We start from the raw sequence: 25,210 nt of genomic DNA, 5'->3' as shown, positions 1-25,210 counted from the left end.
GTAACAACCAGTTAAGGGGGCTAATCTTCCTCGAAAGACCTGGTGTATTTGCACTCCTGGGATTGCTTGATCTGCATTATCTCTCGTTTCCCTGATTGGTTTGCTGACAAAGATAAGCCAGCGACCCAGGCTCTCTATGATGGTGCTGTGGACGGTTCTGCTAATGCTACGGCGGATTGGATTCAGGATAAGACGGGGTTTGATACTCGAAGCGTTGATCCTGCGATCATGGATTGGTTGGGGGTTGGTGGTAATGCGCCAGTATACACGGTGAATCCTACATTCAATTTGAATCTTGAAGCATCCGTACCGCTCACTATTGCCAGCGATTCGAGCAGACTTGCGGATTATGTCGATTTCATGGCTAAAGCAAGTCAGGCGAGCTTTATGCAATCGCTCACGTTATCAGCGTTAAGCGGTCAGAGCAGCACAGGCGGGTGATGGTATTGCGTGACAGAGATGGACTGTTGCGCAATGAATGGAAGGAGAAGTTGCTGGCGGTAAACCTGCTTGCTCATTCTCATTTCAGGTGGTACAAATAATGTGTTCCACTTGCCTCCATTGCATTGAAAAATAAGGTTTATAGTTGACTGGCAGGGCCCCACCAATTCTGCCGTCCGGCAACCTCTTCATTTTCCTCCTCTTGTCATATTAACGTCATTATTTTGTCATCAAATGCTGGCAGAGTGTTATCGGGACGTTATTAATCAGTTTGTGCCCTGATATTCACGCGGTGACGATAGCTGTGTCGCACACGACGTGTTTTGCCTGTTTACAAGGACTCTTTACGATGGCTACTGCTGTACTAAATGTCAAAATCGATGAGACGTTAAAAGAGAAGCTTCGCCATTATGCCGAAGCAAATAATGAGAACTTAAGTATCACCACAGAAAAACTGCTGCTGATTGCATTTGAGGCCGCAGAAGAGGCGGGAGTCTCGGCGAGTGATATCGACAGTCAGCATACGGAAGAATCCGTGGATGAGCCGCTTACTCCTAAAGAAATCAAAGCATTACGCAGATTACTCAAGAAGAAAAAATGAAACAACAACTCTCAATCGCCAGTAATTATGGCGAAGCCTGCGAATTACTGCGTTCCGGCTATGTGAAGCATGTTCGTCTTAACTGGAATGTTGGTAGTGATGAATTCTTTCGTATTGCCTCCGACTGGTGCGATGCCGGGGCAAAAATAAAGAAAGACGGCGAGAACTTCATTATTTCCCTGAAAGGTTTCCCCGTCCCACGCCAGCAATAAAACGACGATGACAGGCCATATTAGATAATTTTGCGTATTTTCCCTGCGCTGTTTTGTGAGCGCAGGTTGTCCCATATCGGCTGTAATGTCTGAAAAGCCGATCGCAGTGTTTCATCCGGCAGGGTGAACGGCATACGTAAGAAACGATCAAACGCACCCGCGAGACCAAAACGCGTACCGGTGCCCAGTTGAATCCCTTCGCTTTCGGCGCGCATTGCAAAGAGAGTGGCCAGCGTGTCGGGTAACTCCACCCAAAAAGAGAGTCCGCCCTGCGGCTGCCTGAAGCGCCATTCAGGAAAATGCGCGTGCATCAGTTCACAACACAGGTCGCGTCGTTGGGACAGCAACTGCCGTCTGTCAGGAAGAAAGCTGGCGGCATTATCAAGCAGCCAGCCGGTCGCTAACTGCTCCAGTACCGGCGATCCTAAATCAAACGTATCCCGGGTTTGTACCAGCGCGGCGATTGTCCGTGATGAGGCGCGAACCCACCCCAGACGCAACCCGCCCCAGAAACTTTTTCCTGCCGATCCCAGCATAATAATCGGCGCGTCGGCATTGTAATGCGCGAGTGGGGGCGGCGGCGGGGCGTTGTACCACAAATTAACCATCGTCTCGTCCACAACCAGCGTGGTATGCGTTCTGGCAGCAATATCCGCGACCGCTTGCCGCGTGGCGGCATCCATACAGCGCCCGGTGGGATTATGGAAATCCGGCATCAGATAAGCCATTCTCGGCGCGGTCTGCGCAATGGTCGCCATCAGACCGGCGGTGTCCCAACCCTGTTCGGGCAATGAGACGCCAACGGGGCGACAGGAGGCTCCCTGAATCGCGGCGATTGCGAGCGGGTAGGTCGGGTGATCCACCACCACGCGATCGCCTGGGCCCGTCAGGAGTCGCAGGAGCAGCGCCAGCCCGCTCACGGCGCCATTGACCACCATGATTTCATCAGGACGGGTTGGCAAGCCGCGCTCGCAATAGTGCCGGGCGATAGATTCACGTAAAGAGAGCAGACCTTGCGGCAGATACCCGGAACTCAGCAGATGCTGCGGCATTGCGCAAAGCGCCTGCTGGTAAGCCTGGTGAATTTCAGGGCCTGCGCTGAGCGCGGCGGTAGAGAGATCCAATGCCATATTGGCTCCGCCGCGCGTGGGCACAGGGTGGATGGCATCCGGTAAGATCACCCGCGAGCCGCTACCCTGACGGCTTTCCAGATAGCCTTCTTCCCGAAGTTGCGCCATTGCGCTGGCGACGGTGGTTCGGCTGATCTTCAATACGGCGGCCAGTTCGCGTTCGCCGGGCAGTCGGCTATCGAGCGCCAGTCGGCCATCAAGAATCAGCAGACGCAGGGCCTCCGCCAGCTGACGCCAGACAGGAGTACGTGAGGGGGTCTCCTGCCAGTGCCCAAGCAGGCGCTGAAGAGACTGGCTTCCATAGCGGCGTGATGACATAGCAGTCCACTTTTTTAAAACTGGACATTAATCATAGTGCCAATTGCGGTGAAGATGAAAGGTATCTGAACGGGGAGAATGGAAGAATGCTGCGTCGTCTGATTCAACTGTATACCGGTCTGGCTCTTTATGGCGTATCGACCGCAATGTTTGTGCGTGCGGACTTAGGGGCCGATCCGTGGAACGTTTTCCACCTTGGCGTGGCGAATTTACTGTCAATGAACATTGGCATGGTGATTATCGCCGTTGGCGTGCTGGTGTTATTACTGTGGATTCCGCTGCGTCAACGCCCGGGCCTTGGCACCATCAGCAACGTGATCGTTATTGGACTGGCGGCGGATGTTGCGCTGGCCGTATTGCCCGCTTTTGAGTCGTTGCTTGTCCGCAGTGTTCTGTTGATCTCCGCTGTAGTGGTCAACGCGCTGGCGACCAGCATGTATATTGGGGCCGGTTTCGGCGCAGGCCCGCGAGATGGCCTGATGACCGGGATTCACGCGCGCACCGGTTGGTCGATACGCGCCATCCGTACGGCGATTGAAGTTTCGGTATTACTGAGCGGCTGGTTGCTGGGGGGGACGCTGGGCGTCGGTACGGTATTGTATGCGCTGGCTATCGGGCCGCTGATTCAGATCTGCTTGCCGTGGTTTCGCTATCAACCCCGGGCACGCATTCGGGTTCGTCATTCGCCCACAGCAGAGTAACGCGATGGCGACTAGACTTAACAACGACTGACGCGGCCAGAATTGGCTTGCCGCGCAGTACGCTTCGGAGGTTTTTCTCATGAAGTATGTTGATGGTTTTGTGGTTGCCGTACCTGCTGAAAACAAGGAGGCGTATCGGGAAATGGCGGCAAAAGCGGCTCCTCTCTTTAAAGAGTTTGGGGCGTTACGCGTCGTTGAGTGTTGGGCTGATGATGTGCCGGACGGCAAATTGACCGACTTTCGCATGGCGGTAAAAGCGGAAGATCACGAAGAGGTGGTGTTTAGCTGGATTGAATACCCTTCGAAAGAGGTTCGCGACGCGGCGAATCAGAAAATGATGTCAGACCCACGAATGAAGGAGTTTGGCGATGCCATGCCTTTTGATGGCAAGCGCATGATTTACGGCGGATTCTCTCCCATTCTGGATGACTGAAGCGACAGGCTGTGCGGCGTGCCGCCAGCCGTCCCCATTCTAAATCCGTTTTTCCGCCCACAAAATAAATTCTGCGGCGGGCAGCGCTTTGCTGTAAAGCCATCCCTGACCATACTGCACGCCGTGCTGGCGTAACCAGTCCTCCTGATGCGTCGTTTCAATACCTTCCGCCACCATTTTCAGCTTCAGCGTTTTCGCCATTTCAATAATATGCGGCGTCACATTTTTGTAGGCCAGCGCATCAACAAAGGACTTGTCGATCTTCAGAATATCCACGTCCAGATTCTGTAAGTAGCAAAGACTGGAATAGCCAGTGCCAAAGTCATCAAGATAAATCGCGTGACCGGCTTTGCGGTATCTGGCAATGACTGGCGCGCTGGTTTTGGGATCGGCAAACTCACGCTCGGTCAACTCCAGCGCGATTTGCGACGGTGAAATCTGACTCCGGTTAAGCAACTGACTGAGATGTACCGGAAGTTTCTCCGACGCAAGGGTCGTTGCCTCAATATTGATAGAAATGTGCTGCTCAGGGTGTTGTCGCAGCCATGTTCCCATCTCCTCAAAAACGGTCTCTAAAATCAGGTGGGTGAGCGGTTCGGAAAGCCCCGTTTGTTCTGCGAGGGGAATAAATATTTCTGGCGAAAGGTAGCTGCCGTCGGTTTGCGGCCAGCGAGCCAGCGCTTCCGCGCCTGCTATCTTCCCGCTACTCAGCGAAATAATCGGCTGATAATGCACCTTAATATCACGGTTATGGATGGCGTCCAGTAAACGGTGGTGTGGTGATTGTAAGCGGCGAAGAATGCGCAGAATAAACGCCGCCGCCAGCAGGCTCGCCATCATCCCCAGCGGTAGCCAGATAAAAGCCTGGCGATACCAGTTCTTTTGTAGCGGTAGCGTGGAGGCCCAGGTCACGATGGCGATGTTCATTTCAGGAGAGCGCTGAATTGTGTAGACACTGTTGCGATCTTCCCGGTATTGACCGGGCGACTGCTGCAATTGTCGAATAATGTCGGGATCGAGCCGATTGCTACTGGCGGCCACGATGTTATTTGCTTCGCCAATAATAGCGGCATCAATATGCCATGAACTAAATGGGATCACATCAATGAAGGAGGCGGGGTCCATCATGACCACATAGTGTCCTTTACCCACAGCGACCATAAAGCGCTTGAGCCCTAAATCATTTTGCGAGGTAAGCCATATGCGGTAGCCGTCCTGGGTGATCTTTTCCGGTTTGGGGAAAACGAAGGGGGCGCTTTTTTGCTCCAGCGATGAGCAAACAGGCATATTTTGGTCGAGGTATAGCACTTCCTGAATGTAGCGCAGACTGTAAGATATTCGGCGCATTGTCAGTAAATGCGCATTACTACAAGGCGTACCGCGAAAGGCGTTTAGCTGGTCTAACGCCAGTTTGCTCTGGGAGGCAACTTTGTCAGCGCGTAAGGCTACGCGTGATGAATAGACGTTAAGTTCCTCAATAAATTTCTTTTCAACCTGGCGATGAGCGAGCCAGAGGCTTAATCCCACAGGGGCAAGGACAGACAGAATGAGCACCCCTGTGACCAGGCTGACCAAATGTCGTGTTGTCACGGTGATATCCTTATTGATGCAGCATATGGCGAGTATATCTGAACGTAAAAAAGCCCTTCGTTTAATCACGTTATTCTAACTGCTTTTGCTCTTTCTGGCTCAATAAGGGCTTGTTTCGACTTAAAACGTACAATGTTGAAGGATAACCACATCATTATGAGGGTTGAAAAGCGGCAATTTGCAACGTATTTTATTGTTACGTTATAACATAATATTGAGGCTGTCATGAAACCGAATATCCATCCTGCCTATCGCACCGTGGTGTTCCACGATACCAGTGCGAATGAATACTTTAAGGTGGGGTCAACGATCAAAACCGAACGTGAGATTGAACTTGAGGGCGTGACCTATCCGTATGTCACCATTGAGGTGTCTTCTAAATCACACCCTTATTACACCGGAAAACAAAAAACCTTTGATAACGAAGGCAGCGCAGCACGTTTCCAGAAACGTTTCGGAAATTTTATTGGCGCTAAGCGAGGATAAGATGCAGGTACTGAATTCATTGCGTAGCGCAAAGCAGCGGCACCCGGACTGCCAGATAGTTAAACGCAAAGGGCGTTTATATGTGATCTGCAAATCCAATCCACGTTTTAAAGCGGTGCAGGGTCGTAAAAAAAGACGTTAATGATTTGCCAACATTGCAGGGACTACAGTGCGTGCCAGGGACGGTACGCACTTTTTACATCTGCAACAGTGAGAAAACTAACGGCTTGCCTCTGTGCGAGTGAGCGTGAAAACATCGTAGAAAGAGAGTTCGCCTTTACGCGTTATCATCTTCTGTAATTGTGCTTTCTGGTCGCTGCCAACATGCGGTGACTGAAGAATAGCGTGGATCAGCGCAGGGGGAACGAAGCGCGTGTTATACCATTCTCCGTTATAGCAAACCCTGAAATCCAGCACGTCGATATCCTCGTAGCGATAACGCGGGGCGACATCAAAAAAGAAAAAACCATTCAACAGGACGAATAATACGACCAGCAGCCACACTGAATCCACCAGCGTGTCTGATTGCAGCATGACGGCCAGCGTGGCAAACCAGGCGATATACATGCCAATAAACAGCCCCGGATGTTTGCGGATAAAACTAATACTGAAACGCGGTCTGTTGTCGCGTTTCTCGCGAGCATTGAGATCGTCAATCGTTTCCGTCAGCAGGCGCTGTATTTCTGTCATCATTTGCCTTTGTGATTTCTGTAACATTCAGGGAACAGCCCATTTTAGAAGGGCGAACTTCATGAAAAAAGTAACAGATTAACCACAATTTATCATAACAGTTACAATTCGCTTTACAGCGTTTTAATGATTCGCGCGGGATTTCCACCGACCACAACGTTGGCCGGAACGCTTTTGGTCACGACGGCGCCTGATGCGATAACGGCGTTATCGCCAATGGTGACGCCAGGGTTAATCACGGCGCGACCGCCGATCCAGACATTATTCCCGATGGTTACAGGTTTACCCAGTTCCTTACCGCTATTGCGTTCTGTGGCATCCAGCGGGTGCGTCGCCGTATAGATATGCACGCCAGGCGCGAGCATACAATTGTCGCCGATATGAATCGGGCAGACATCCAGCATCACACAGTCGAAGTTAGCGTAAAATGCTTTGCCGAGGTAAATATTGTAACCGTAATCACAGCGGAAGGAGGGTTCAATATACGCACCGTCGCTCTGGCCTAGCAGGTCGCTCAGAATAGCCTGTCGCGCATTCTTCTCGTCCGGTGCGGAGTGGTTGTATCGATGAAGCAACTGGCGCGCCCGCAGGCGGTCGTTGCGCAATGTCTCATCGGCCGGGCAATATAACTCACCGGCAATCATCTTCTGCTTTTCTTCGCTCATTATGCACTCTTCTGTTTGTGGATTAACTGCCGCAGTACAGTAAAGCGCAACGCCTTTTAAGGGAACGTTCCCGTTACCTTGATGTGATCTAAATCACGAGACGTAAAATAGGAATTAACGGTAAATACAGGGAAGCCCTCGGTCAGGCAGAACGAACGTATTCTCCATAGCGTTATGCAAAAATTAGCGAATGAATTTCCACACGGAGGTGGGAATCTTGTCGTAGAGCTTATTCATCGTCAATTCTGCAAGACGGTGATCTGCTGCTGAGTAAAATACAGCCAATTCATTGTCAGACAATTCATATTTATTTTTCTCTATTACACGTTCCAGCGTGTCTATTGTCTGGCAGCGTCGTAAACGCATCAAATAATCTGTTTTCGTTAATGGTTTATCGGACATAAATCTTACCTATGATTGTAATAATTTTTAACATGACAAGCTAACAGGATTCGCCCTGGTGGCATTGACGAAGCAGCGAAACAGGCGGTTTCCTGATTTTCGCCATTTTTGCAGATCCTGCGCATTAATGCCGTAACTGCTGAACAACATAAAGGTGTCATCCAGATATTCATCTATCTGTGCAATCAGCTTATTGTCCTCATTATACTTAATTTTATAATTAAGTGCGAAGGTTGCAATATGCTCTATCAGTTCATTGAGCTGAAGATTGATTGCCGAAGTAGGGTCATTAACCCAACCGTGGTTGCTTTCTTCAAGGTTTGCAAGACAGTCATGATACAGGGTTTCACAGAGAAATTTAAGCTGTGCGATATCATGTCTTTTGGGTGAGTACTCATCCATAACGCATCCCCTTCTTAGTGGCTTGAACTAACCGAACACCTTTCGGGATGGATACAACTAACTGACCTGGAACTTGCGCTCTTCTCCTGATGTTTTAACTATAATCCACTCTAAAAAAGATTTCATCGTCCTATTACGAAAAATTACAATTAGGTAAAAGTATGTTGCCCCAACGCAATTTTACATTTTAACCGTAAAAGACGATGCCTGAAATGAGGCGATCTTTTTATTGTTTTTGCAATCATTGAGTTATCGTCATTTGTGCTAACAACGATTGTTAAGAAGGCTGTTACACTCACGATATACCAGGAATAATCTTAATGATTTCTTAATTAACGGAAAAAATAAGAAATGACCAGACTCTCTAAGAATAGCCTTTAGCACGCTGGGGATTATATGTCTTATTTATTCTACGGTGAATAAACAAACTAACAATAAGCGCTTTTTATGATTTTTATCCAGAAAAAAGGCCGCTTGCGCGGCCTTTTCACAGGAGATGAATCAATGATGCTCTACCGAATGGCTGTGCTCAATGTCTTCGCTCTTGCGGCTAAAGCGGCGGCGTACCACCACAAAGAAGACCGGAACGAAGAAGATAGCCAGAACCGTTGCGGTGACCATCCCGCCCATTACGCCGGTGCCCACAGCGTTCTGCGCGCCGGAACCTGCGCCAGAGCTGATAACCAGCGGCATAACACCGAGGATAAACGCCAGAGACGTCATCAGGATCGGGCGTAAACGCATACGTACCGCTTCCAGCGTTGCTTCTATCAGACCTTTGCCTTCTTTATCCATTAAGTCTTTGGCGAATTCGACGATAAGTATCGCGTTCTTCGCCGACAACCCAATGGTTGTGAGCAGGCCCACCTGGAAGTAAACGTCGTTGGTCAGGCCACGGAAGGTTGCCGCCAGCAGCGCGCCGATAACCCCGAGCGGCACCACCAGCATAACGGAGAACGGAATAGACCAGCTCTCATACAGAGCCGCCAGACACAGGAAGACCACGATCAGTGAAATGGCGTACAGGGCAGGCGCCTGGTTGCCGGACAGTCGTTCCTGATAAGACATCCCGGTCCAGTCGTAGCCGATGCCGGATGGCAGTTTGCTTGCCAGCTCTTCCATCATCGCCATTGCTTCACCGGTACTCTTACCTGGTGCCGCCTGGCCGAGGATTTCCATTGAAGGCAGACCGTTATAGCGTTCCAGACGCGGTGAACCGTATTCCCAGCGCGAGGAGGAGAAGGCCGAGAACGGCACCATCTGACCATCGCTACCGCGCACATACCAGTTTCCGATATCTTCCGGCAACATACGGTATTTCGCTTCAGACATGACGTAAACTTTCTTCACACGACCACGGTCGATGAAGTCGTTCACATAGCTGCCGCCCCATGCTGCGCCCAGCGTCGTGTTAATATCGCTAATGGAAACACCCAGCGCCTGTGCTTTTTCCTGATCGATATCGACCTTGAACTGCGGCGTATCTTCCAGACCGTTCGGACGAACGCCGACCAGCAGATCCGGGTGTTTTGCAACTTCGCCAAACAGCTGGTTACGCGCCTGCGTCAGTTTTTCATGACCGAGGCCGCCCTGGTCAATCAACTGGAAGTCGAAGCCCGTTGCCGTACCCAGTTCGACAATCGCTGGTAGGTTAAAGGCGAACACCATCGCATCTTTAATCTGGGAGAATGCGCCCATCGCGCGACCGGTGATCGCATCGACTTTATTCTCATCCCCCGGACGGTCGGCCCAGTCTTTCAACGAGACGAACGCGATACCGGTGTTCTGACCACGACCAGCAAAACCAAAGCCGTTAACCGCAAAGACGGATTCAACGTTATCTTTCTCTTTGGTGAGATAATAGTCGGTCATCTCATCGAGAACTTTCTGCGTACGCTCCTGGGTTGCGCCCGCTGGCAGCTGCGCCATGCTCAGAAAGACCCCCTGGTCCTCGTCCGGCAAGAAGGAGCTTGGCAGACGAACGAACAGGTAAGCCATGCCGACCACGATGATCAGATAGAGCAGCAGATAACGACCGGTGCTGCGCAGGATGTTGCCTACGCTGTCGGTGTAGTGGTGCGTGCTCTTCTCGAACATGTTGTTGAACCAGCCAAAGAAACCTTTGGTTGACCCGTGGCTGCCTTTGGCAACCGGCTTAAGCATGGTGGCGCACAGGGCTGGCGTCAGGATCAATGCTACCAGCACTGACAGCGCCATTGCGGACACAATGGTGATGGAGAACTGACGATAAATAGCCCCTGTAGACCCGCCGAAGAAGGCCATCGGGATAAATACCGCTGACAGCACCATCGCGATCCCCACCAGCGCGCCCTGAATCTGGCCCATTGATTTTCGCGTGGCTTCTTTCGGCGGCAATCCTTCTTCGGACATTACACGCTCGACGTTCTCTACCACCACGATGGCGTCATCCACCAACAGGCCGATGGCGAGCACCATCCCGAACATTGTTAGCGTGTTTATCGAGAAACCGAACGCCGAAAGCACGGCGAATGTCCCCAACAGCACTACCGGCACCGCGATTGTCGGAATCAACGTCGCGCGGAAGTTTTGCAGGAACAGGTACATGACCAGGAACACGAGGATGATGGCTTCTACCAGCGTTTTCACCACTTCGTGAATGGAGATCGTCACGAACGGGGTGGTGTCATACGGGTAAACGATCTTCATCCCTGACGGGAAGAACGGTTCCATCTTCTTCAGTTCTGCACGGATGGCGTTTGCGGTATCCAGCGCGTTCGCACCGGTCGCCAGCTTGATCCCCAGACCAGACGCAGGCTGTCCGTTGAACTTCGCAATGATGTCGTAGTTCTCACCGCCCAGTTCAATTCTTGCTACATCGCGCAGGCGAACCTGGGAGCCGTCCTGGTTCACTTTCAGCAGAATTTTACCGAACTCTTCCGTAGAGGTCAGACGCGTTTGCGCGATGATGGAGGCGTTCAGTTGCTGGCCTTTCACCGGCGGCGTACCGCCAAGCTGACCGGCCGCAACCTGGGCGTTTTGCGCTTTGATCGCGTTAATCACATCCACTGGCGTGAGCTGGAAGTTGTTCAGCTTCGTTGGGTCCATCCAGATACGCATCGCGTACTGCGAACCAAACAGCTGCACGTCACCCACACCTGACGTACGGCTGATGGCGTCTTTCATGTTCGCCGCAACGTAGTCAGAGATATCCTCCTGGGTCATGGTGCCGTCGGTGTTGATGACGCCCACAACCATCAGGAAGCTGCTGGATGATTTCTCAACGCTCACACCCTGCTGTTGAACCTCCTGGGGAAGCAGCGGCATGGCCAGTTGCAGTTTGTTCTGCACCTGAACCTGCGCGATATCTGCATCCGTACCGGATTCGAAGGTCAGGGTGATCTGCACGGTACCCGTGGAGTCACTGTTTGAGGACATGTACATCAGGTTATCGATACCGTTCATGTTCTGTTCGATAACCTGCGTCACCGTGTCCTGCACGGTTTTCGCATCAGCGCCAGGGTAAGTCGCGGAGATCGTCACTGCGGGCGGCGCAATCGTTGGATATTGCGCTACCGGCAGTTTGAGGATCGCGAGGCCCCCTGCCAACATGATGATAATGGCGATCACCCACGCAAATATAGGGCGATCGATAAAGAAATTAGGCATGTCTTAACGGCTCCTGTTTAAGTTAAGACTTAGACTGTTCAGACGGGTTAGCGCTTGCGGCTTGCTGTTCATTATCCGCGGTGACTTCCTGCGCTTTAACCTGCGCGCCAGGACGCACTTTTTGCAGCCCGGTAACAATCACGCGATCGCCCGATTTGAGTCCATCAGTGACTAACCACTTATCGCCAATCGCCTGGTTTGCGACGATCTGACGGGTTTCCACTTTGTCATCGGCGCCGACAACCAACGCACTGGCATCACCGCGTGGCGTACGGGTAACGCCCTGCTGGGGAACCAGCAATGCATCAGGATTGGTGCCTTCTTCCAGACGTGCGCGAACAAACATACCAGGCAGTAAGGTATGGTCCGGGTTAGGGAAGATTGCGCGTAACGTAATAGAACCGGTGGTTTGGTCGACGGTGACGTCAGAAAACTCAAGCGTACCGGATTGCGGATAGGTAATGCCGTCGCTGGTGACCAGCTCGACTTTCGCTTTGCCGTTCTCTTGCTTCAGTTTGCCGCTCGCCAGCTCCTGTTTCAGGCGCAGGAAGTCGTTGCTTGACTGCGTTACATCCACATAGATCGGGTCGAGTTGCTGTACTGTCGCGAGGGCGGTAGCCTGCCCGTTTTGTACCAGCGCGCCTTCCGTTACGGATGATTTACCGATACGGCCGCTAATCGGGGAGGTCACTTTGGTATACGCCAGATTAATGCGTGCGGTTTCAACGGCCGCTTTTGCCGCCACAACAGACGCATTCGCCTGTTGCGCATCTGCCAGCGCGCTATCGTAGTCTTGTTGGCTGATGTATTTCGTACCCAACAGTTTCTGATAACGTTTAACCGTTAACTGAGCGATATTTGCAGCCGCCTGCGCTTTAGCGAGATCGCCTTTGGCGCTTTCGTAAGCCGCCTGGTAAGTCGCAGGATCAATCTGATAGAGAGACACACCCGCTTCAATGTCGCCGCCTTCCGTAAAGTTACGTTTCAGGATAATTCCGCTTACCTGAGGACGAACTTCCGCAATACGGTATGCATTGGTGCGACCCGGGAGTTCAGTAGTGATCTGTAGAGGTTCAGTTTTGAGCGTCACAACCCCAACTTCTGGCATCTGCTGACCACCTTGTTGGGCCTGTTTGTCGTCACATCCTGTTAGCGCTAAGCTGCCTGAGAGCATCAGAACGACCGCCAGAGGCGTAAACCCTCTGTTTTTGTTCATATGTAAACCTCGAGTGTCCGATTTCAAATTGATCAATGGTCAAAAGTCCACAAACCCATTGCTGCGTTTATATTATCGTCGTGCTATGGTACATACATCCACAAATGTATGTAAATCTAACGCCTGTAAATTCACCGACATATGGCACGAAAAACCAAACAACAAGCACAGGAAACTCGGCAACACATCCTGGATGTAGCTCTGCGTTTGTTCTCGCGACAAGGGGTATCATCCACTTCGCTCGCGGAGATTGCAAAAGCCGCTGGCGTCACACGCGGTGCAATCTATTGGCACTTCAAAAACAAGTCGGATTTATTCAGTGAAATCTGGGAGCTATCAGAATCCAATATTGGTGAGCTTGAGATTGAGTATCAGGCAAAATTCCCCGACGATCCACTATCAGTATTAAGAGAAATTTTAGTCCATCTTCTTGAAGCAACCGTGACGGAAGAGCGCCGACGTTTATTGATGGAAATTATATTCCACAAATGCGAATTCGTGGGTGAAATGGCGGTAGTGCAACAGGCGCAGCGAAGCATCTGCGTGGAAAGCTATGATCGCATTGAACAAACGCTAACACATTGTATTAAAGCAAAAATGCTCCCGGGAAACCTGATGACGCGTCGTGCGGCAATATTAATGCGCGGCTATATTTCCGGCATCATGGAAAACTGGCTCTTTGCGCCGCAATCCTTTGATCTGAAAAAAGAAGCGCGAGATTACGTCGCCATCTTGTTGGAAATGTATCTGCTTTGCCCGACGCTGAGAGCGGCGCCTGCCCTAGAAAGCCCCTGATATCATTCCAGGAATTATCCTGGACATTTTCCGTTCCGCTATTCTGTCCGTCACCGCCGTGATATTCTTGCGGCTTGACTATTTCCGGTCATTCTTCCGGTTCAGAAACCTTCACTCCCATGACTATGTTGCAGCTCTATAAACGTTCATCGCATCTTGTTTTTATCTCAATCATTTTCTTTGTGTTATTGCTGTGCGGTCAGTCGTCGGCGTTTGCCCGTGCGCAAACGAATGGCGATCTGCCGTCGAAAGCAGACGTGCAAAGCCAGCTGGATGCGCTGGGTAAACAGAAAGACCTCTCGGCGCTGGATAAACTGGTCCAGCAGGATCTCATCGATACGCTCGCCACGCTTGATAAAATCGATCGGGTAAAAGAGGAGACCACGCAATTACGCCAGAAAGTCGCGCAGGCGCCGGAAAAAATGCGTCAGGCGACGGACGCGCTGAATGCCCTCAGCGATGTGGATAATGACGACGAAACGCGAAAAACGTTGAGCACGCTTTCGCTGCGCCAGTTGGAACTTCGGGTTGCGCAGGTGCTGGACGATTTGCAGAACTCGCAAAACGATCTGGCGACTTACAATAGTCAGCTGGTTTCGCTCCAGACGCAGCCTGAGCGTGTGCAAAACGCGATGTATACCGCGTCGCAGCAAATGCAGCAAATCCGTAATCGATTGGACGGCACCAGTGTCGGGGACGGCGCATTGCGCCCGAGTCAACAGACTCTGCTACAGGCGCAACAGGCGTTGCTTAACGCGCAAATCGATCAGCAGCGCAAAAGTCTGGAAGGCAATACAGTTTTGCAGGATACCCTGCAAAAGCAACGCGATTACGTCACGGCGAACACCAATCGACTGGAACACCAGCTCCAGCTTTTGCAGGAAGCGGTCAACAGCAAACGTCTGACGCTAACCGAGAAGACGGCGCAGGAGGCGATCTCGCCGGATGAAACGGCGCGTATTCAGGCTAACCCTCTTGTGAAGCAGGAGCTGGATGTCAATCATCAACTGAGCCAGCGCCTGATCACGGCAACCGAAAACGGCAACGCGCTCATGCAGCAGAACATCAAAGTCAAAAACTGGCTTGATCGCGCGCTGCAATCAGAGCGCAATATCAAAGAGCAGATTGCGGTGCTGAGAGGCAGTTTGCTGTTGTCGCGTATCTTGTATCAGCAGCAGCAAACGCTGCCGTCGGCAGATGAACTTGTCGATATGACCAACCGGATTGCGGATTTGCGTCTGGAGCAGTTTGAAGTTAACCAGCAGCGTGACGCTTTGTTCCAGAACGACGCCTTTGTGGCCAAACTGGAAGAAGGGCACACTGACGAGGTTAATGACGAAGTGCATGATGCGCTGCTGCAAGTGGTTGATATGCGCAGGGAATTACTGGATCAGTTGAATAAGCAGCTGGGCAATCAGTTGATGATGGCCATTAACCTGCAAATCAATCAACAGCAGCTGATGAGCGTCTCGAAAAACCTTAAAGAGATCCTGACTCAGCAAATCTTTTGGGTTAACAGTAACCGCCCGATGGACTGGGACTGGATTAAAGCCTTCCCGCAAACGCTGAAAGATCAGTTCAGGTCGATGAAAATTACGGTGAACTGGGAAAAGGCCTGGCCTGCGGTATTCATCGCATTCCTCGCGGGGCTGCCTTTGCTGCTGATCGCCGGGGTGATTCGCTGGCGACTGAAATGGCTAAAAGCGTACCAGGAGAAGCTGGCGGCCGCGGTGGGATCATTGCGTAACGACAGCCAGCTCAATACGCCGAAAGCGATTTTCATCGATCTGATTCGCGCCTTGCCGGTTTGTCTGATAATCCTTGCGGTAGGGCTGATCCTCCTCACCATGCAGTTGAATATTAGCGACCTGTTATGGGCGTTCAGTAAAAAGCTGGCGTTGTTCTGGCTGGTATTCGGTCTGTGCTGGAAGGTGCTGGAGAAAGAGGGCGTTGCCATTCGGCACTTCGGCATGCCGGCGAAATTGACCAGCCACTGGCGCCGCCAGATTGTGCGCATCAGTCTGGCGTTACTGCCGCTGCATTTTTGGTCGGTGGTCGCTGAACTTTCTCCGCTGCATCTGATGGACGATGTGCTGGGGCAGGTGGTGATTTTCCTCAACCTTCTGCTTATTACTCTGCTGGTGTGGCCAATGTGCCGCGATAGCTGGCGTGATAAGGAGTCGCATGGTTTACGTCTGATCACGATTACCGTGCTCTCCATCATTCCCGTCGCGTTGATGGTGTTGACCGCGACGGGCTATTTCTATACCACGCTACGCCTGTCCGGGCGCTGGATTGAAACCGTCTATCTGGTGATTATCTGGAACCTGCTGTATCAGACCGTGTTACGCGGCCTGAGCGTCGCGGCGCGTCGTATTGCCTGGCGCCGTGCGCTGGCGCGTCGTCAGAATCTGGTGAAAGAGGGGGCAGAAGGCGCGGAGCCGCAGGAAGAACCGACCATTGCGCTGGAACAGGTTAACCAGCAAACGCTGCGCATCACCATGCTGCTGATGATTGCCCTGTTCGGGGTGATGTTCTGGGCGATTTGGTCCGATCTGATCACCGTGTTCAGCTATCTCGACAGCATCACGCTCTGGCACTACAACGGCACGGAAGCGGGCGCTGCGGTGGTTAAAAACGTTACGATGGGCAGCCTGCTGTTTGCCATTATTGTGTCAATGGTGGCCTGGGCGCTGATCCGTAACTTACCTGGCCTGCTGGAAGTTCTGGTACTTTCCAGACTGAAAATGCGCCAGGGGGCTTCGTATGCGATCACCACGATCCTCAACTACATCATCATTGCCGTTGGCGCGATGACGGTATTTGGATCGCTTGGCGTATCGTGGGACAAACTACAGTGGCTGGCGGCGGCGTTATCGGTTGGTCTTGGTTTCGGCTTGCAGGAGATTTTCGGTAACTTCGTCTCTGGCATTATTATCCTGTTTGAACGCCCGGTACGCATTGGCGATACGGTGACTATCGGCACCTTCTCCGGGACGGTCAGCAAGATCCGTATTCGTGCGACCACCATTACCGACTTCGATCGTAAAGAGGTGATCATTCCGAACAAAGCCTTCGTGACCGAACGATTGATCAACTGGTCGCTGTCCGACACCACCACCCGGCTGGTGATCCGCCTTGGCGTCGCCTATGGCTCGGATCTGGACAAAGTGAAAAAAGTGCTGTTGCAGGCGGCGACGGAGCACCCGAAAGTGATGCGTGAGCCAGAACCTGCGGTGTTCTTTACCACGTTTGGCGCCAGTACGCTCGATCATGAACTGCGTCTGTACGTGCGTGAACTGCGCGATCGCAGCCATACAGTGGATGAGCTGAACCGGACCATCGATCGTTTGTGCCGTGAAAATAACATCGACATCGCTTTTAACCAGCTTGAAGTGCATCTGCGCAATGAGAAAGGTGACGAAGTGACGGAAGTTAAACGCGAAATCAAAGGCGACGATCCGACGCCATCGGTGGGCTAAGTTCTGTTCAGGGCGGCCAGGCCGCCCTGAGTGTCTCTAATGGGAGAGCGCAGACAGCTCTTCTGGCGAGAGTCCGGTTAGGTGGGTGATCAGATCGGGGGCCAGACCGCTGTCGAGCATTTTGAGAGCGATGCTGCGTGCTTCGGCCTGACGACCTTCTTCTAAGCCCTTCTGCCGTCCTTGCTGCATTCCTTTTTGCAGCCCGTCTGCTCTGCCTTTCTCTTCCAGCCATTCGGCAATGCTCATCAGTTGCTCCTTATACTGGGGGGCGCTGCTGGCCAGTTTGCGGATCAACGCGCCGGGGTTCGTGGTATTCCCAACCTGCAACATATAGTGTATCAGCACGCTGATTTGGCTACGGGTCAGGTGTTCCTGCGTTAATAGCGTGATTAATTGATCCTGTAATTCGGCCAGATCGCGTCGGCGTATATGCTTTTGCAGTAACTCCAGCATCGCCATCCGCCGATGCCGCATGATCTGATTATCCGGCATTACGGTCAGGTCCACCAGCGCAAATTCATTGCTGTAAAGGCTATTGGCAAGCGCGGGCTCACAAAACATATTCTGCCAGTTCAGGCTGTAGGGCCACGGACTAATTGATCCGTGGTAGAACAGTAAGGGAACCACTAACGGCAGCGTGTCGTGCCCGGCATCAAGATGCCGCTGCATGGCGGCGATGGCATAACGCATCAGGCGAAACGCCATGAATTTATCGGGTTTGCTTTGATGCTCAATCAGCGCATAAACGTAGCCTGGTCCATGCGTAGTTTGCAGGGAATAGAGGATGTCTGAATAGCTGGCCCGTAAGTTCTCTTCGACAAAGCTTCCTGACTCCAGCGTCAGGGAATCCAGATTGCAGATGCGAAGAAAGGTGTCAGGTAAATGGATCTGTAAAAAATCCCGCGCGATCGCTTTTTGCGTCAGCAGTTGCCGAAATACCGCATCATGTGGCGTGGTTGAAAGTCGTTCCATGAACAGTCCGTCGTCATTGTGTCCCAACGCAGACTCTGACATTGACGGTGGAGACGCACCAGCTCCCTTTTAATCGCTTTGCGAGGCGTCTTCCGCGTTTTTTAGTTTGTTTTCATAATCACGCTTCACAATTTCCAGCGCGCGTAGCACGGTTTGCGCGGGCAGCTGATTCTCTTCAAGCAGGACGATCAGATCGACGGCCAGTTTGACGTCGTCCGGGGCATTCTCAAGCGACATATTTTCTCCAGTGGTTAACGGGTCAGGCGCGCCAGTACGCGCTCTATTTTTTCCAGCGCATGACGACAGCGCGCCAGACGGCCTTCAAACGCCTCGATTTCCCGGTGCAGCGCCTGCTGCTCGGTGAAGCCGGTGACCTGTGCCAGACGGGCTTTACGCTCCTCGGTCATTTCCAGCAGACGACGCTCAAACTCCTGATGTTTTACGCGTTTACGTTGCCAGCGCGCCAGCCCCGGGGAGGCGCTGTCCCACTCCCTGAGCGACCAGGTCGCGGTTTCCCGTGTTATCGCCTCAATCTGTGAAACCAGGCGCTCCGCCAGCCAGGCAATCTGCGGCAACGTCTGTTGTTCAACTGCATGGCGCAACGCGTCAAGGTTGGTTCCGGCTTCATCCAGATACGCCTTCAATAGCGTGCTGCGGGTGCGAAAAAGATGCCTGTCAAAGCGTGCGCTGAGCGTCGCATGCTGTGCCAGCGGCGCGCTCTGCTGGCGCAGACTGGCGAGCTGGCTTTCCAGCCTGTGTAACAGCATGGCGGTTTTCAATGTAACACTCCGATGAAAATGATAACTGTTATGCTACAGTAGCAGCCTTGTGTGCTACGTACTGTCATTATGAAACGTACTATTTTAATCATCATTGGCTGGCTGGCGGTAGTGTTAGGGACGCTGGGCGTCGTGTTGCCGCTATTGCCTACTACGCCATTTATTTTACTGGCGGCCTGGTGTTTTGCCCGTTCGTCGCCGCGCTTTCATGACTGGCTGCTTTACCGCTCCTGGTTTGGCGGCTATTTGCGTCACTGGCAAAAGCATCGCGCGATGCCGCCGGGGGCGAAACCACGCGCTATTGCATTGATATTGATTACATTCGGTATCTCGCTTTGGCTGGTGCATATGATGTGGGTACGAATACTGCTGCTGGCGATCCTGGCCTGCCTGTTGATTTTTATGTGGCGGATACCGGTGATTGATGAAAAGCAACAAAAGCACTGAAGCGCAATAATCGCTGTTGCAATTGTCTTACGCAGCCAGTAAATTCGACCGTTTTCGAGCACAGGCGCAGACGGTTAAAGGTTAAACAATCGTTACTTTGACCCCCTTAATTCGCGCCGTGAGTAACACCGTAATAGCAGGCATATATCCATGACCGCGACTGCACAGCAGCTTGAGTTTCTCAAAAATAGCATTAAAAGCATTCACGATTACCCGAAACCGGGCATTCTTTTCCGTGATGTCACCAGCTTGCTGGAAGACCCGAAAGCCTATGCGCTCAGCATTGAATTGCTGGTTGAACGATACAAAAATGCAGGCATCACCAAAGTTGTCGGCACCGAAGCGCGTGGCTTCCTGTTTGGCGCGCCGGTCGCGCTGGGCCTGGGCGTCGGGTTTGTTCCGGTGCGTAAACCGCGCAAACTGCCGCGTGAAACGATCGCTGAAAGCTATGAGCTGGAGTACGGCACCGATCAGCTGGAAATCCACGTTGATGCCATCAAACCGGGCGATAAAGTGCTGGTGGTGGACGATCTCCTGGCGACCGGCGGCACAATCGAAGCGACTGTGAAGCTGATCCGTCGCCTGGGTGGGGAAGTGACCGATGCCGCTTTCATCATCAATCTGTTCGATCTGGGTGGTGAGCAGCGTCTGGCAAAACAGGGGATTACCTGTTATAGCCTGGTTCCCTTCCCGGGGCACTGATTCAGGCTAGCTTATTCGCCACTCTGGTTCCGGCCAGTGCCCGACAAAACGCATTTGCGTTTTGAACGCCGCTTGCGGCGGCCCAAAAGGGTGAGCGTCGCGAATAAAGCCTCACAACCTCGCTGTATTTGCGAGGTTGTGTTAGCATTCCCCCCATGAATCCACCTTCCAGCGTTTCAGAGCCAGCCAATGAGTTATCAGGTCTTAGCCCGAAAATGGCGCCCACAAACCTTTGCTGACGTCGTCGGCCAGGAACATGTGCTGACCGCACTGGCGAACGGCTTGTCGTTAGGGCGTATTCATCACGCATATCTTTTTTCCGGCACCCGTGGCGTCGGTAAAACCTCCATCGCCCGTCTGCTGGCGAAGGGACTGAACTGTGAAACCGGTATCACCGCCACGCCGTGCGGCGTATGTGACAACTGCCGGGAAATCGAGCAGGGGCGTTTTGTCGATCTGATTGAGATCGACGCCGCGTCGCGCACCAAAGTGGAAGATACCCGCGACCTGCTGGACAACGTCCAGTACGCGCCCGCGCGCGGCCGCTTTAAGGTCTATCTGATCGACGAAGTGCATATGCTCTCGCGGCACAGCTTCAACGCGTTGCTTAAAACGCTCGAAGAACCGCCTGCACACGTCAAATTCCTGCTGGCGACCACCGATCCGCAGAAGCTGCCGGTGACGATTTTGTCGCGCTGCCTGCAATTCCATCTCAAGGCGCTGGATGTCGAACAAATTCGCCATCAGCTTGAGCATATCCTTAACGAAGAACATATCGCGCATGAGCCGCGCGCGCTGCAACTGCTCTCCCGCGCAGCGGACGGCAGCCTGCGCGATGCGCTAAGCCTGACCGACCAGGCGATCGCCAGCGGTGACGGGCAGGTCTCCACCCTGGCGGTGAGTGCGATGCTCGGTACGCTGGATGATGACCAGGCGCTTTCGCTGGTCGAGGCGGTGGTTGCCGCCAATGGCGAGCGCGTGATGTCGCTGGTGAACGATGCCGCCGCGCGCGGTATTGAGTGGGAAGCGCTGCTGGTCGAAATGCTGGGGCTGTTGCACCGCATTGCGATGGCGCAGCTGTCGCCTGCCGCGCTGGGTAACGATATGGCGGTGATTGAGCAGCGCATGCGTGAACTGGCGCGAACTGTGCCGCCAGCGGACATACAGCTTTATTACCAGACGCTGTTGATTGGCCGCAAAGAGCTGCCTTACGCGCCGGACAGACGGATGGGCGTTGAAATGACGCTATTACGCGCGCTGGCATTCCACCCACGTATGCCGCTGCCGGAACCGGAAAGACCGCAGCAATCTTTTGCGCCGGTCGCGCCAACGGCGGTGATGACGCCGACGCAGGTGCCTTCGCAACAATCCGCTCCGGTACGCCAGGAGGTGCCGTTGCCAGATGCCACCAGCCAGGTGCTGGCGGCGCGCAACCAGCTTCAGCGTGCTCAGGGAGCAACCAAAACAAAAAAGAGTGAACCGGCAGCCGCTTCCCGCGCGCGGCCGGTAAATAACGCTGCGCTGGAAAGATTAGCCTCTGTCTCTGAACGCGTTCAGGCGCGTCCGGCGCCGTCTGCGCTGGAACAGACGCCGACGAAGAAAGAAGCCTACCGCTGGAAGGCGACCAATCCGGTGGTGGAAGTAAAAGAGGTTGTGGCCACGCCGAAAGCGTTGAAAAAGGCGCTGGAGCATGAAAAAACACCGGAACTGGCGACCAAACTGGCCGCGGAAGCGACTGAACGCGATCCGTGGGCGGCACAAATTAGCCAGCTCTCCCTGCCGAAGCTGGTGGAACAGGTGGCGTTAAACGCCTGGAAAGAGGAGAACGGCAATACCATTTGCCTGCATCTGCGCTCCACGCAGCGACACCTTAACTCCACTGGCGCGCAGCAAAAGCTAGCGGAAGCATTGAGCGCCCTGACGGGAACGACGGTTGAACTGACCATCGTTGAAGATGATAATCCGGCGGTGCGAACGCCGCTGGAGTGGCGTCAGGCGATTTATGAAGAGAAACTTGCGCAGGCGCGTGAGTCGATTATCGCGGATAACAACATTCAGACGCTGCGTCGATTCTTTGACGCGGATCTGGATGAAGAGAGTATTCGCCCCATTTGATCGTAAGCCCGGCTTGCGATTGTAAACCATCAAGAGAGAGAGCTTATGTTTGGAAAAGGCGGTCTGGGCAACCTGATGAAGCAAGCCCAGCAGATGCAAGAAAAAATGCAGCAGATGCAGGAAGAAATCGCCAAACTGGAAGTCACCGGCGAGTCTGGCGCAGGTCTGGTGAAAGTGACCATTAACGGTGCGCACAACTGCCGTCGCGTGGAAATCGACCCAAGCCTGCTGGAAGACGACAAAGAGATGCTGGAAGATCTGGTCGCTGCGGCGTTCAACGATGCGGCGCGTCGCATTGAAGAGACCCAGAAAGAGAAGATGGCGTCTGTCTCCTCCGGTATGCAACTGCCGCCTGGCTTTAAGATGCCGTTCTGATGCAAACCAGCCCGCTGTTAACTCAGCTTATGGAAGCACTGCGCTGTCTGCCGGGCGTTGGCCCGAAGTCAGCGCAGCGCATGGCGTTTACGCTGCTTCAGCGTGACCGCAGCGGCGGGATGCGTCTGGCGCAAGCGCTCACCCGGGCGATGTCGGAAATCGGCCACTGCGCCGATTGCCGCACCTTCACTGAGCAGGACGTGTGCAATATCTGTTCGAATCCGCGTCGTCAGGAAAACGGTCAAATCTGCGTGGTGGAGAGTCCGGCGGACATCTACGCCATTGAGCAGACCGGGCAATTCTCTGGCCGCTACTTCGTGCTGATGGGGCATCTGTCGCCGCTCGACGGCATCGGGCCGGACGATATCGGTCTCGATCGTCTGGAGCAGCGTCTGGCGTCAGAACAGCTCAGCGAAGTGATCCTCGCGACTAACCCGACGGTCGAAGGGGAGGCTACCGCGAACTATATTGCCGAACTTTGCGCGCAATATGGCGTTGAAGCCAGCCGTATCGCCCACGGCGTACCGGTGGGCGGCGAACTGGAAATGGTCGACGGCACCACGCTGTCCCACTCGCTTGCCGGGCGTCATAAGATTCGTTTTTAATCAAACGGGAGAACATTCGCGTTCTCCCGCTTGAAAACTCATTTCCCGTCCCCATCTCTCCCTCAACGCATTTTGACCTTGTAAATGGCATTGTTGAGGTATTTATCCAATGAAAGGACAAGAAACTCGTGGTTTTCAGTCAGAAGTAAAACAGCTTCTGCACCTGATGATCCATTCTCTGTACTCCAATAAAGAAATTTTCCTGCGTGAGCTTATCTCTAACGCCTCAGATGCGGCGGACAAGCTGCGTTTTCGCGCGCTGTCGAACCCGGATCTGTATGAAGGCGACGGCGAGCTGCGCGTGCGTGTCTCCTTCGATAAAGATAAGCGTACGCTGACCATCGCCGATAATGGCGTGGGGATGAACCGTGATGACGTTATCGATCATCTGGGAACCATTGCGAAATCCGGCACTAAATCTTTCCTCGAATCAATGGGTTCCGATCAGGCGAAAGACAGCCAGTTGATCGGCCAGTTCGGGGTCGGCTTCTACTCTGCGTTTATCGTCGCGGATAAAGTGACCGTGCGTACCCGCGCGGCGGGCGATAAGCCGGAAAACGGCGTGTTCTGGGAATCGGCGGGCGAAGGTGAGTACACCGTCGCGGATATCACTAAAGACGATCGCGGTACGGAAATCACCCTGCACCTGCGTGAAGGCGAAGACGAGTTCCTTGATGACTGGCGCGTACGCTCCATCATCAGCAAATATTCCGACCATATCGCACTGCCGGTAGAGATTGAAAAACAGGAAGAAAAAGACGGTGAAACGATCGTCTCCTGGGAGAAAATCAACAAGGCGCAGGCGCTGTGGACGCGTAACAAGTCAGAAATCAAAGACGACGAGTATAACGAGTTCTACAAGCACATTGCTCACGACTTCACCGACCCGCTGACCTGGAGCCACAACCGCGTGGAAGGTAAGCAGGAGTACACCAGCCTGCTGTACATCCCGTCTCAGGCGCCGTGGGATATGTGGAACCGCGATCACAAACATGGGCTGAAACTGTACGTACAGCGTGTCTTTATCATGGACGACGCCGAGCAGTTTATGCCGAACTACCTGCGCTTCGTGCGTGGTTTGATTGATTCCAACGATCTGCCGCTGAACGTTTCCCGCGAAATCCTTCAGGACAGCACCGTTACCCGCAACTTGCGCAGCGCGTTGACCAAACGTGTTCTGCAAATGCTGGAAAAACTGGCGAAAGACGATGCGGAAAAATACCAGACCTTCTGGAAACAGTTTGGTCTGGTGCTGAAAGAAGGCCCGGCGGAAGATCATGCCAACCAGGAAGCCATCGCGAAACTGATGCGCTTTGCCTCAACGCATACGGACTCTTCCGCACAAACCGTCTCTCTGGAAGATTATATCTCCCGCATGAAAGAAGGGCAGGAGAAGATCTACTACATCACGGCAGACAGCTACGCGGCGGCGAAGAGCAGCCCGCACCTGGAGTTGCTGCGTAAGAAAGGCATCGAAGTGCTGCTGCTTTCCGATCGCATTGATGAGTGGATGATGAATTACCTGACCGAGTTCGACGGTAAGGCGTTCCAGTCCGTATCTAAAGTTGACGAATCGCTGGAAAAACTGGCGGATGAAGTCGATGAAAGCGCAAAAGAAGCGGAAAAAGCGCTGACGCCGTTCGTTGAGCGCGTGAAAACCCTGCTGGGCGATCGTGTGAAAGAGGTGCGTCTGACGCATCGTCTGACCGATACTCCGGCCATTGTCACCACCGACGCTGATGAGATGAGTACCCAGATGGCGAAGCTGTTTGCCGCTGCCGGTCAGGCCGTGCCGGAAGTGAAATACATCTTTGAACTCAACCCGGATCACGTACTGGTGAAACGCACGGCGGATACCCAGGACGAAGCGCAGTTTAACGAGTGGGTAGAGCTGCTGTTGGATCAGGCGCTGTTTGCCGAACGCGGTACGCTGGAAGATCCGAACCAGTTTATCCGTCGTATGAACCAGTTGCTGGTGTCTTAATCGGCACCGCGTCATGCCG

General features: G+C 53.1%; 25 protein-coding genes, 1 pseudogene and 1 other annotated feature. Of the genes and pseudogenes, 15 read left to right on the top strand and 11 right to left on the bottom strand.

The features are described from left to right. Positions 1 to 144 precede the first annotated feature (144 nt). From OGV83_RS02410 to OGV83_RS02400, 3 genes and pseudogenes are all read left to right on the top strand, one after another. A pseudogene (locus OGV83_RS02410) lies at positions 145 to 441 on the top strand (hypothetical protein); the annotation flags it as partial. A gap of 349 nt (positions 442 to 790) precedes the next feature. Beyond that, positions 791 to 1,042 (top strand): hypothetical protein, encoded by a 252-nt coding sequence (locus tag OGV83_RS02405; protein WP_012133525.1) that lies wholly within the window; start codon positions 791 to 793, stop codon positions 1,040 to 1,042. After that, positions 1,039 to 1,254: a hypothetical protein gene (locus tag OGV83_RS02400; RefSeq protein ID WP_012133524.1), complete on the top strand. Its 216-nt coding sequence runs from the start codon at positions 1,039 to 1,041 to the stop codon at positions 1,252 to 1,254. The genes OGV83_RS02405 and OGV83_RS02400 overlap by 4 nt, the downstream gene beginning before the upstream one ends. A gap of 20 nt (positions 1,255 to 1,274) precedes the next feature. On the opposite strand, the gene yczR is transcribed toward OGV83_RS02400, so the two are convergent. Continuing rightward, the gene (yczR, locus tag OGV83_RS02395; protein WP_248622843.1) at positions 1,275 to 2,702 is read right to left on the bottom strand and encodes a MocR-like transcription factor YczR; all 1,428 of its coding nucleotides are present in this window, start codon (positions 2,700 to 2,702) and stop codon (positions 1,275 to 1,277) included. An 86-nt stretch (positions 2,703 to 2,788) separates the two neighbouring features. Here yczR and yczE point away from each other — a divergent pair, with 86 nt between their 5' ends. Together yczE and OGV83_RS02385 are read left to right on the top strand one after the other, a co-directional pair. Next, positions 2,789 to 3,403 (top strand): membrane protein YczE, encoded by a 615-nt coding sequence (gene yczE, locus OGV83_RS02390; RefSeq protein WP_012133522.1) that lies wholly within the window; start codon positions 2,789 to 2,791, stop codon positions 3,401 to 3,403. 79 nt (positions 3,404 to 3,482) lie between these two features. Then, positions 3,483 to 3,836, top strand: coding sequence for a DUF1428 domain-containing protein (locus OGV83_RS02385; protein ID WP_012133521.1), 354 nt, complete (start codon positions 3,483 to 3,485; stop codon positions 3,834 to 3,836). 39 nt (positions 3,837 to 3,875) lie between these two features. Here OGV83_RS02385 and pdeB read toward each other — a convergent pair whose 3' ends face one another. After that, on the bottom strand, positions 3,876 to 5,426 hold the full coding sequence (gene pdeB, locus OGV83_RS02380; RefSeq protein ID WP_047458434.1) for a cyclic di-3',5'-guanosine monophosphate phosphodiesterase PdeB: 1,551 nt from the start codon (positions 5,424 to 5,426) through the stop codon (positions 3,876 to 3,878). Between the two features lie 225 nt (positions 5,427 to 5,651). Here pdeB and OGV83_RS02375 point away from each other — a divergent pair, with 225 nt between their 5' ends. Together OGV83_RS02375 and ykgO are read left to right on the top strand one after the other, a co-directional pair. Then, a complete protein-coding gene (locus OGV83_RS02375) occupies positions 5,652 to 5,912 on the top strand; it encodes a type B 50S ribosomal protein L31 (protein ID WP_012133519.1) in 261 nt (86 codons plus the stop codon). Between the two features lies 1 nt (position 5,913). Beyond that, entirely contained in the window at positions 5,914 to 6,054 is a 141-nt protein-coding gene (gene ykgO, locus OGV83_RS02370; RefSeq protein ID WP_003859006.1) for a type B 50S ribosomal protein L36, read from the top strand. A gap of 77 nt (positions 6,055 to 6,131) precedes the next feature. Here the strand turns inward: ykgO and OGV83_RS02365 are convergent, their stop codons facing one another. The 6 genes from OGV83_RS02365 to acrA form a co-directional block, all read right to left on the bottom strand. After that, the gene (locus tag OGV83_RS02365) at positions 6,132 to 6,602 is read right to left on the bottom strand and encodes a YlaC family protein (protein ID WP_115615350.1); all 471 of its coding nucleotides are present in this window, start codon (positions 6,600 to 6,602) and stop codon (positions 6,132 to 6,134) included. 113 nt (positions 6,603 to 6,715) lie between these two features. Next, positions 6,716 to 7,267 carry a maltose O-acetyltransferase gene (gene maa, locus OGV83_RS02360; RefSeq protein ID WP_012133515.1) on the bottom strand — a complete coding sequence of 184 codons (552 nt, stop codon included), beginning with the start codon at positions 7,265 to 7,267 and terminating at the stop codon, positions 6,716 to 6,718. A 183-nt stretch (positions 7,268 to 7,450) separates the two neighbouring features. Beyond that, positions 7,451 to 7,669, bottom strand: a complete 219-nt coding sequence (hha, locus tag OGV83_RS02355) for a hemolysin expression-modulating protein Hha (protein ID WP_002892050.1) — start codon at positions 7,667 to 7,669, stop codon at positions 7,451 to 7,453. A 27-nt stretch (positions 7,670 to 7,696) separates the two neighbouring features. Continuing rightward, positions 7,697 to 8,071: an Hha toxicity modulator TomB gene (gene tomB / locus OGV83_RS02350; RefSeq protein ID WP_012133514.1), complete on the bottom strand. Its 375-nt coding sequence runs from the start codon at positions 8,069 to 8,071 to the stop codon at positions 7,697 to 7,699. A 501-nt stretch (positions 8,072 to 8,572) separates the two neighbouring features. Then, positions 8,573 to 11,719 (bottom strand): efflux RND transporter permease AcrB, encoded by a 3,147-nt coding sequence (acrB, locus tag OGV83_RS02345; protein ID WP_012133513.1) that lies wholly within the window; start codon positions 11,717 to 11,719, stop codon positions 8,573 to 8,575. 22 nt (positions 11,720 to 11,741) lie between these two features. Then, on the bottom strand, positions 11,742 to 12,935 hold the full coding sequence (gene acrA, locus OGV83_RS02340; protein ID WP_012133512.1) for a multidrug efflux RND transporter periplasmic adaptor subunit AcrA: 1,194 nt from the start codon (positions 12,933 to 12,935) through the stop codon (positions 11,742 to 11,744). A 141-nt stretch (positions 12,936 to 13,076) separates the two neighbouring features. On the opposite strand from acrA, the gene acrR reads away from it, so the two are divergent. Both acrR and mscK read left to right on the top strand, forming a co-directional pair. Then, complete coding sequence (gene acrR / locus OGV83_RS02335; protein ID WP_012133511.1) at positions 13,077 to 13,730, top strand: multidrug efflux transporter transcriptional repressor AcrR; 654 nt, start codon at positions 13,077 to 13,079, stop codon at positions 13,728 to 13,730. Between the two features lie 119 nt (positions 13,731 to 13,849). Beyond that, the gene (mscK, locus tag OGV83_RS02330; RefSeq protein WP_286463104.1) at positions 13,850 to 17,212 is read left to right on the top strand and encodes a mechanosensitive channel MscK; all 3,363 of its coding nucleotides are present in this window, start codon (positions 13,850 to 13,852) and stop codon (positions 17,210 to 17,212) included. A 36-nt stretch (positions 17,213 to 17,248) separates the two neighbouring features. Here the strand turns inward: mscK and OGV83_RS02325 are convergent, their stop codons facing one another. From OGV83_RS02325 to priC, 3 genes are all read right to left on the bottom strand, one after another. Then, positions 17,249 to 18,184 carry an Rpn family recombination-promoting nuclease/putative transposase gene (locus OGV83_RS02325; protein ID WP_286449413.1) on the bottom strand — a complete coding sequence of 312 codons (936 nt, stop codon included), beginning with the start codon at positions 18,182 to 18,184 and terminating at the stop codon, positions 17,249 to 17,251. Positions 18,185 to 18,253: 69 nt separating this feature from the next. Continuing rightward, the gene (rsmS, locus tag OGV83_RS02320) at positions 18,254 to 18,421 is read right to left on the bottom strand and encodes a pleiotropic regulatory protein RsmS (protein WP_012133507.1); all 168 of its coding nucleotides are present in this window, start codon (positions 18,419 to 18,421) and stop codon (positions 18,254 to 18,256) included. A 14-nt stretch (positions 18,422 to 18,435) separates the two neighbouring features. After that, a complete protein-coding gene (gene priC / locus OGV83_RS02315; protein WP_024130585.1) occupies positions 18,436 to 18,963 on the bottom strand; it encodes a primosomal replication protein N'' in 528 nt (175 codons plus the stop codon). A 69-nt stretch (positions 18,964 to 19,032) separates the two neighbouring features. Here priC and OGV83_RS02310 point away from each other — a divergent pair, with 69 nt between their 5' ends. The 6 genes from OGV83_RS02310 to htpG all read left to right on the top strand — a co-directional run bounded on the left by OGV83_RS02310 (position 19,033) and on the right by htpG (position 25,191). After that, on the top strand, positions 19,033 to 19,410 hold the full coding sequence (locus OGV83_RS02310; RefSeq protein ID WP_012133505.1) for a DUF454 family protein: 378 nt from the start codon (positions 19,033 to 19,035) through the stop codon (positions 19,408 to 19,410). A gap of 150 nt (positions 19,411 to 19,560) precedes the next feature. Beyond that, on the top strand, positions 19,561 to 20,112 hold the full coding sequence (gene apt / locus OGV83_RS02305; RefSeq protein ID WP_012133504.1) for an adenine phosphoribosyltransferase: 552 nt from the start codon (positions 19,561 to 19,563) through the stop codon (positions 20,110 to 20,112). A 189-nt stretch (positions 20,113 to 20,301) separates the two neighbouring features. After that, positions 20,302 to 22,227: a DNA polymerase III subunit gamma/tau gene (gene dnaX, locus OGV83_RS02300; protein WP_286463102.1), complete on the top strand. Its 1,926-nt coding sequence runs from the start codon at positions 20,302 to 20,304 to the stop codon at positions 22,225 to 22,227. Continuing rightward, positions 21,560 to 21,624: a sequence feature (DnaX frameshifting element), on the top strand. (Overlaps the previous gene by 65 nt.) A 45-nt stretch (positions 22,228 to 22,272) precedes the next feature. Next, positions 22,273 to 22,602, top strand: coding sequence for a YbaB/EbfC family nucleoid-associated protein (locus OGV83_RS02295; protein ID WP_001515903.1), 330 nt, complete (start codon positions 22,273 to 22,275; stop codon positions 22,600 to 22,602). Next, positions 22,602 to 23,207: a recombination mediator RecR gene (gene recR, locus OGV83_RS02290; RefSeq protein ID WP_012133502.1), complete on the top strand. Its 606-nt coding sequence runs from the start codon at positions 22,602 to 22,604 to the stop codon at positions 23,205 to 23,207. Before OGV83_RS02295 ends, recR begins: the two co-directional genes overlap by 1 nt. A 109-nt stretch (positions 23,208 to 23,316) precedes the next feature. After that, positions 23,317 to 25,191, top strand: coding sequence for a molecular chaperone HtpG (gene htpG, locus OGV83_RS02285; RefSeq protein WP_012133501.1), 1,875 nt, complete (start codon positions 23,317 to 23,319; stop codon positions 25,189 to 25,191). The last annotated feature ends 19 nt before the right edge of the window (positions 25,192 to 25,210 follow it).

It is taken from the genome of Citrobacter sp. CK189, from assembly GCF_030333505.1.
Classification (GTDB): Bacteria; Pseudomonadota; Gammaproteobacteria; order Enterobacterales; family Enterobacteriaceae; genus Citrobacter_B; species Citrobacter_B koseri.
The sequence above is the reverse complement of the archived record's forward strand: the minus strand, read 5'-3'. Positions and strand labels throughout refer to the sequence as shown.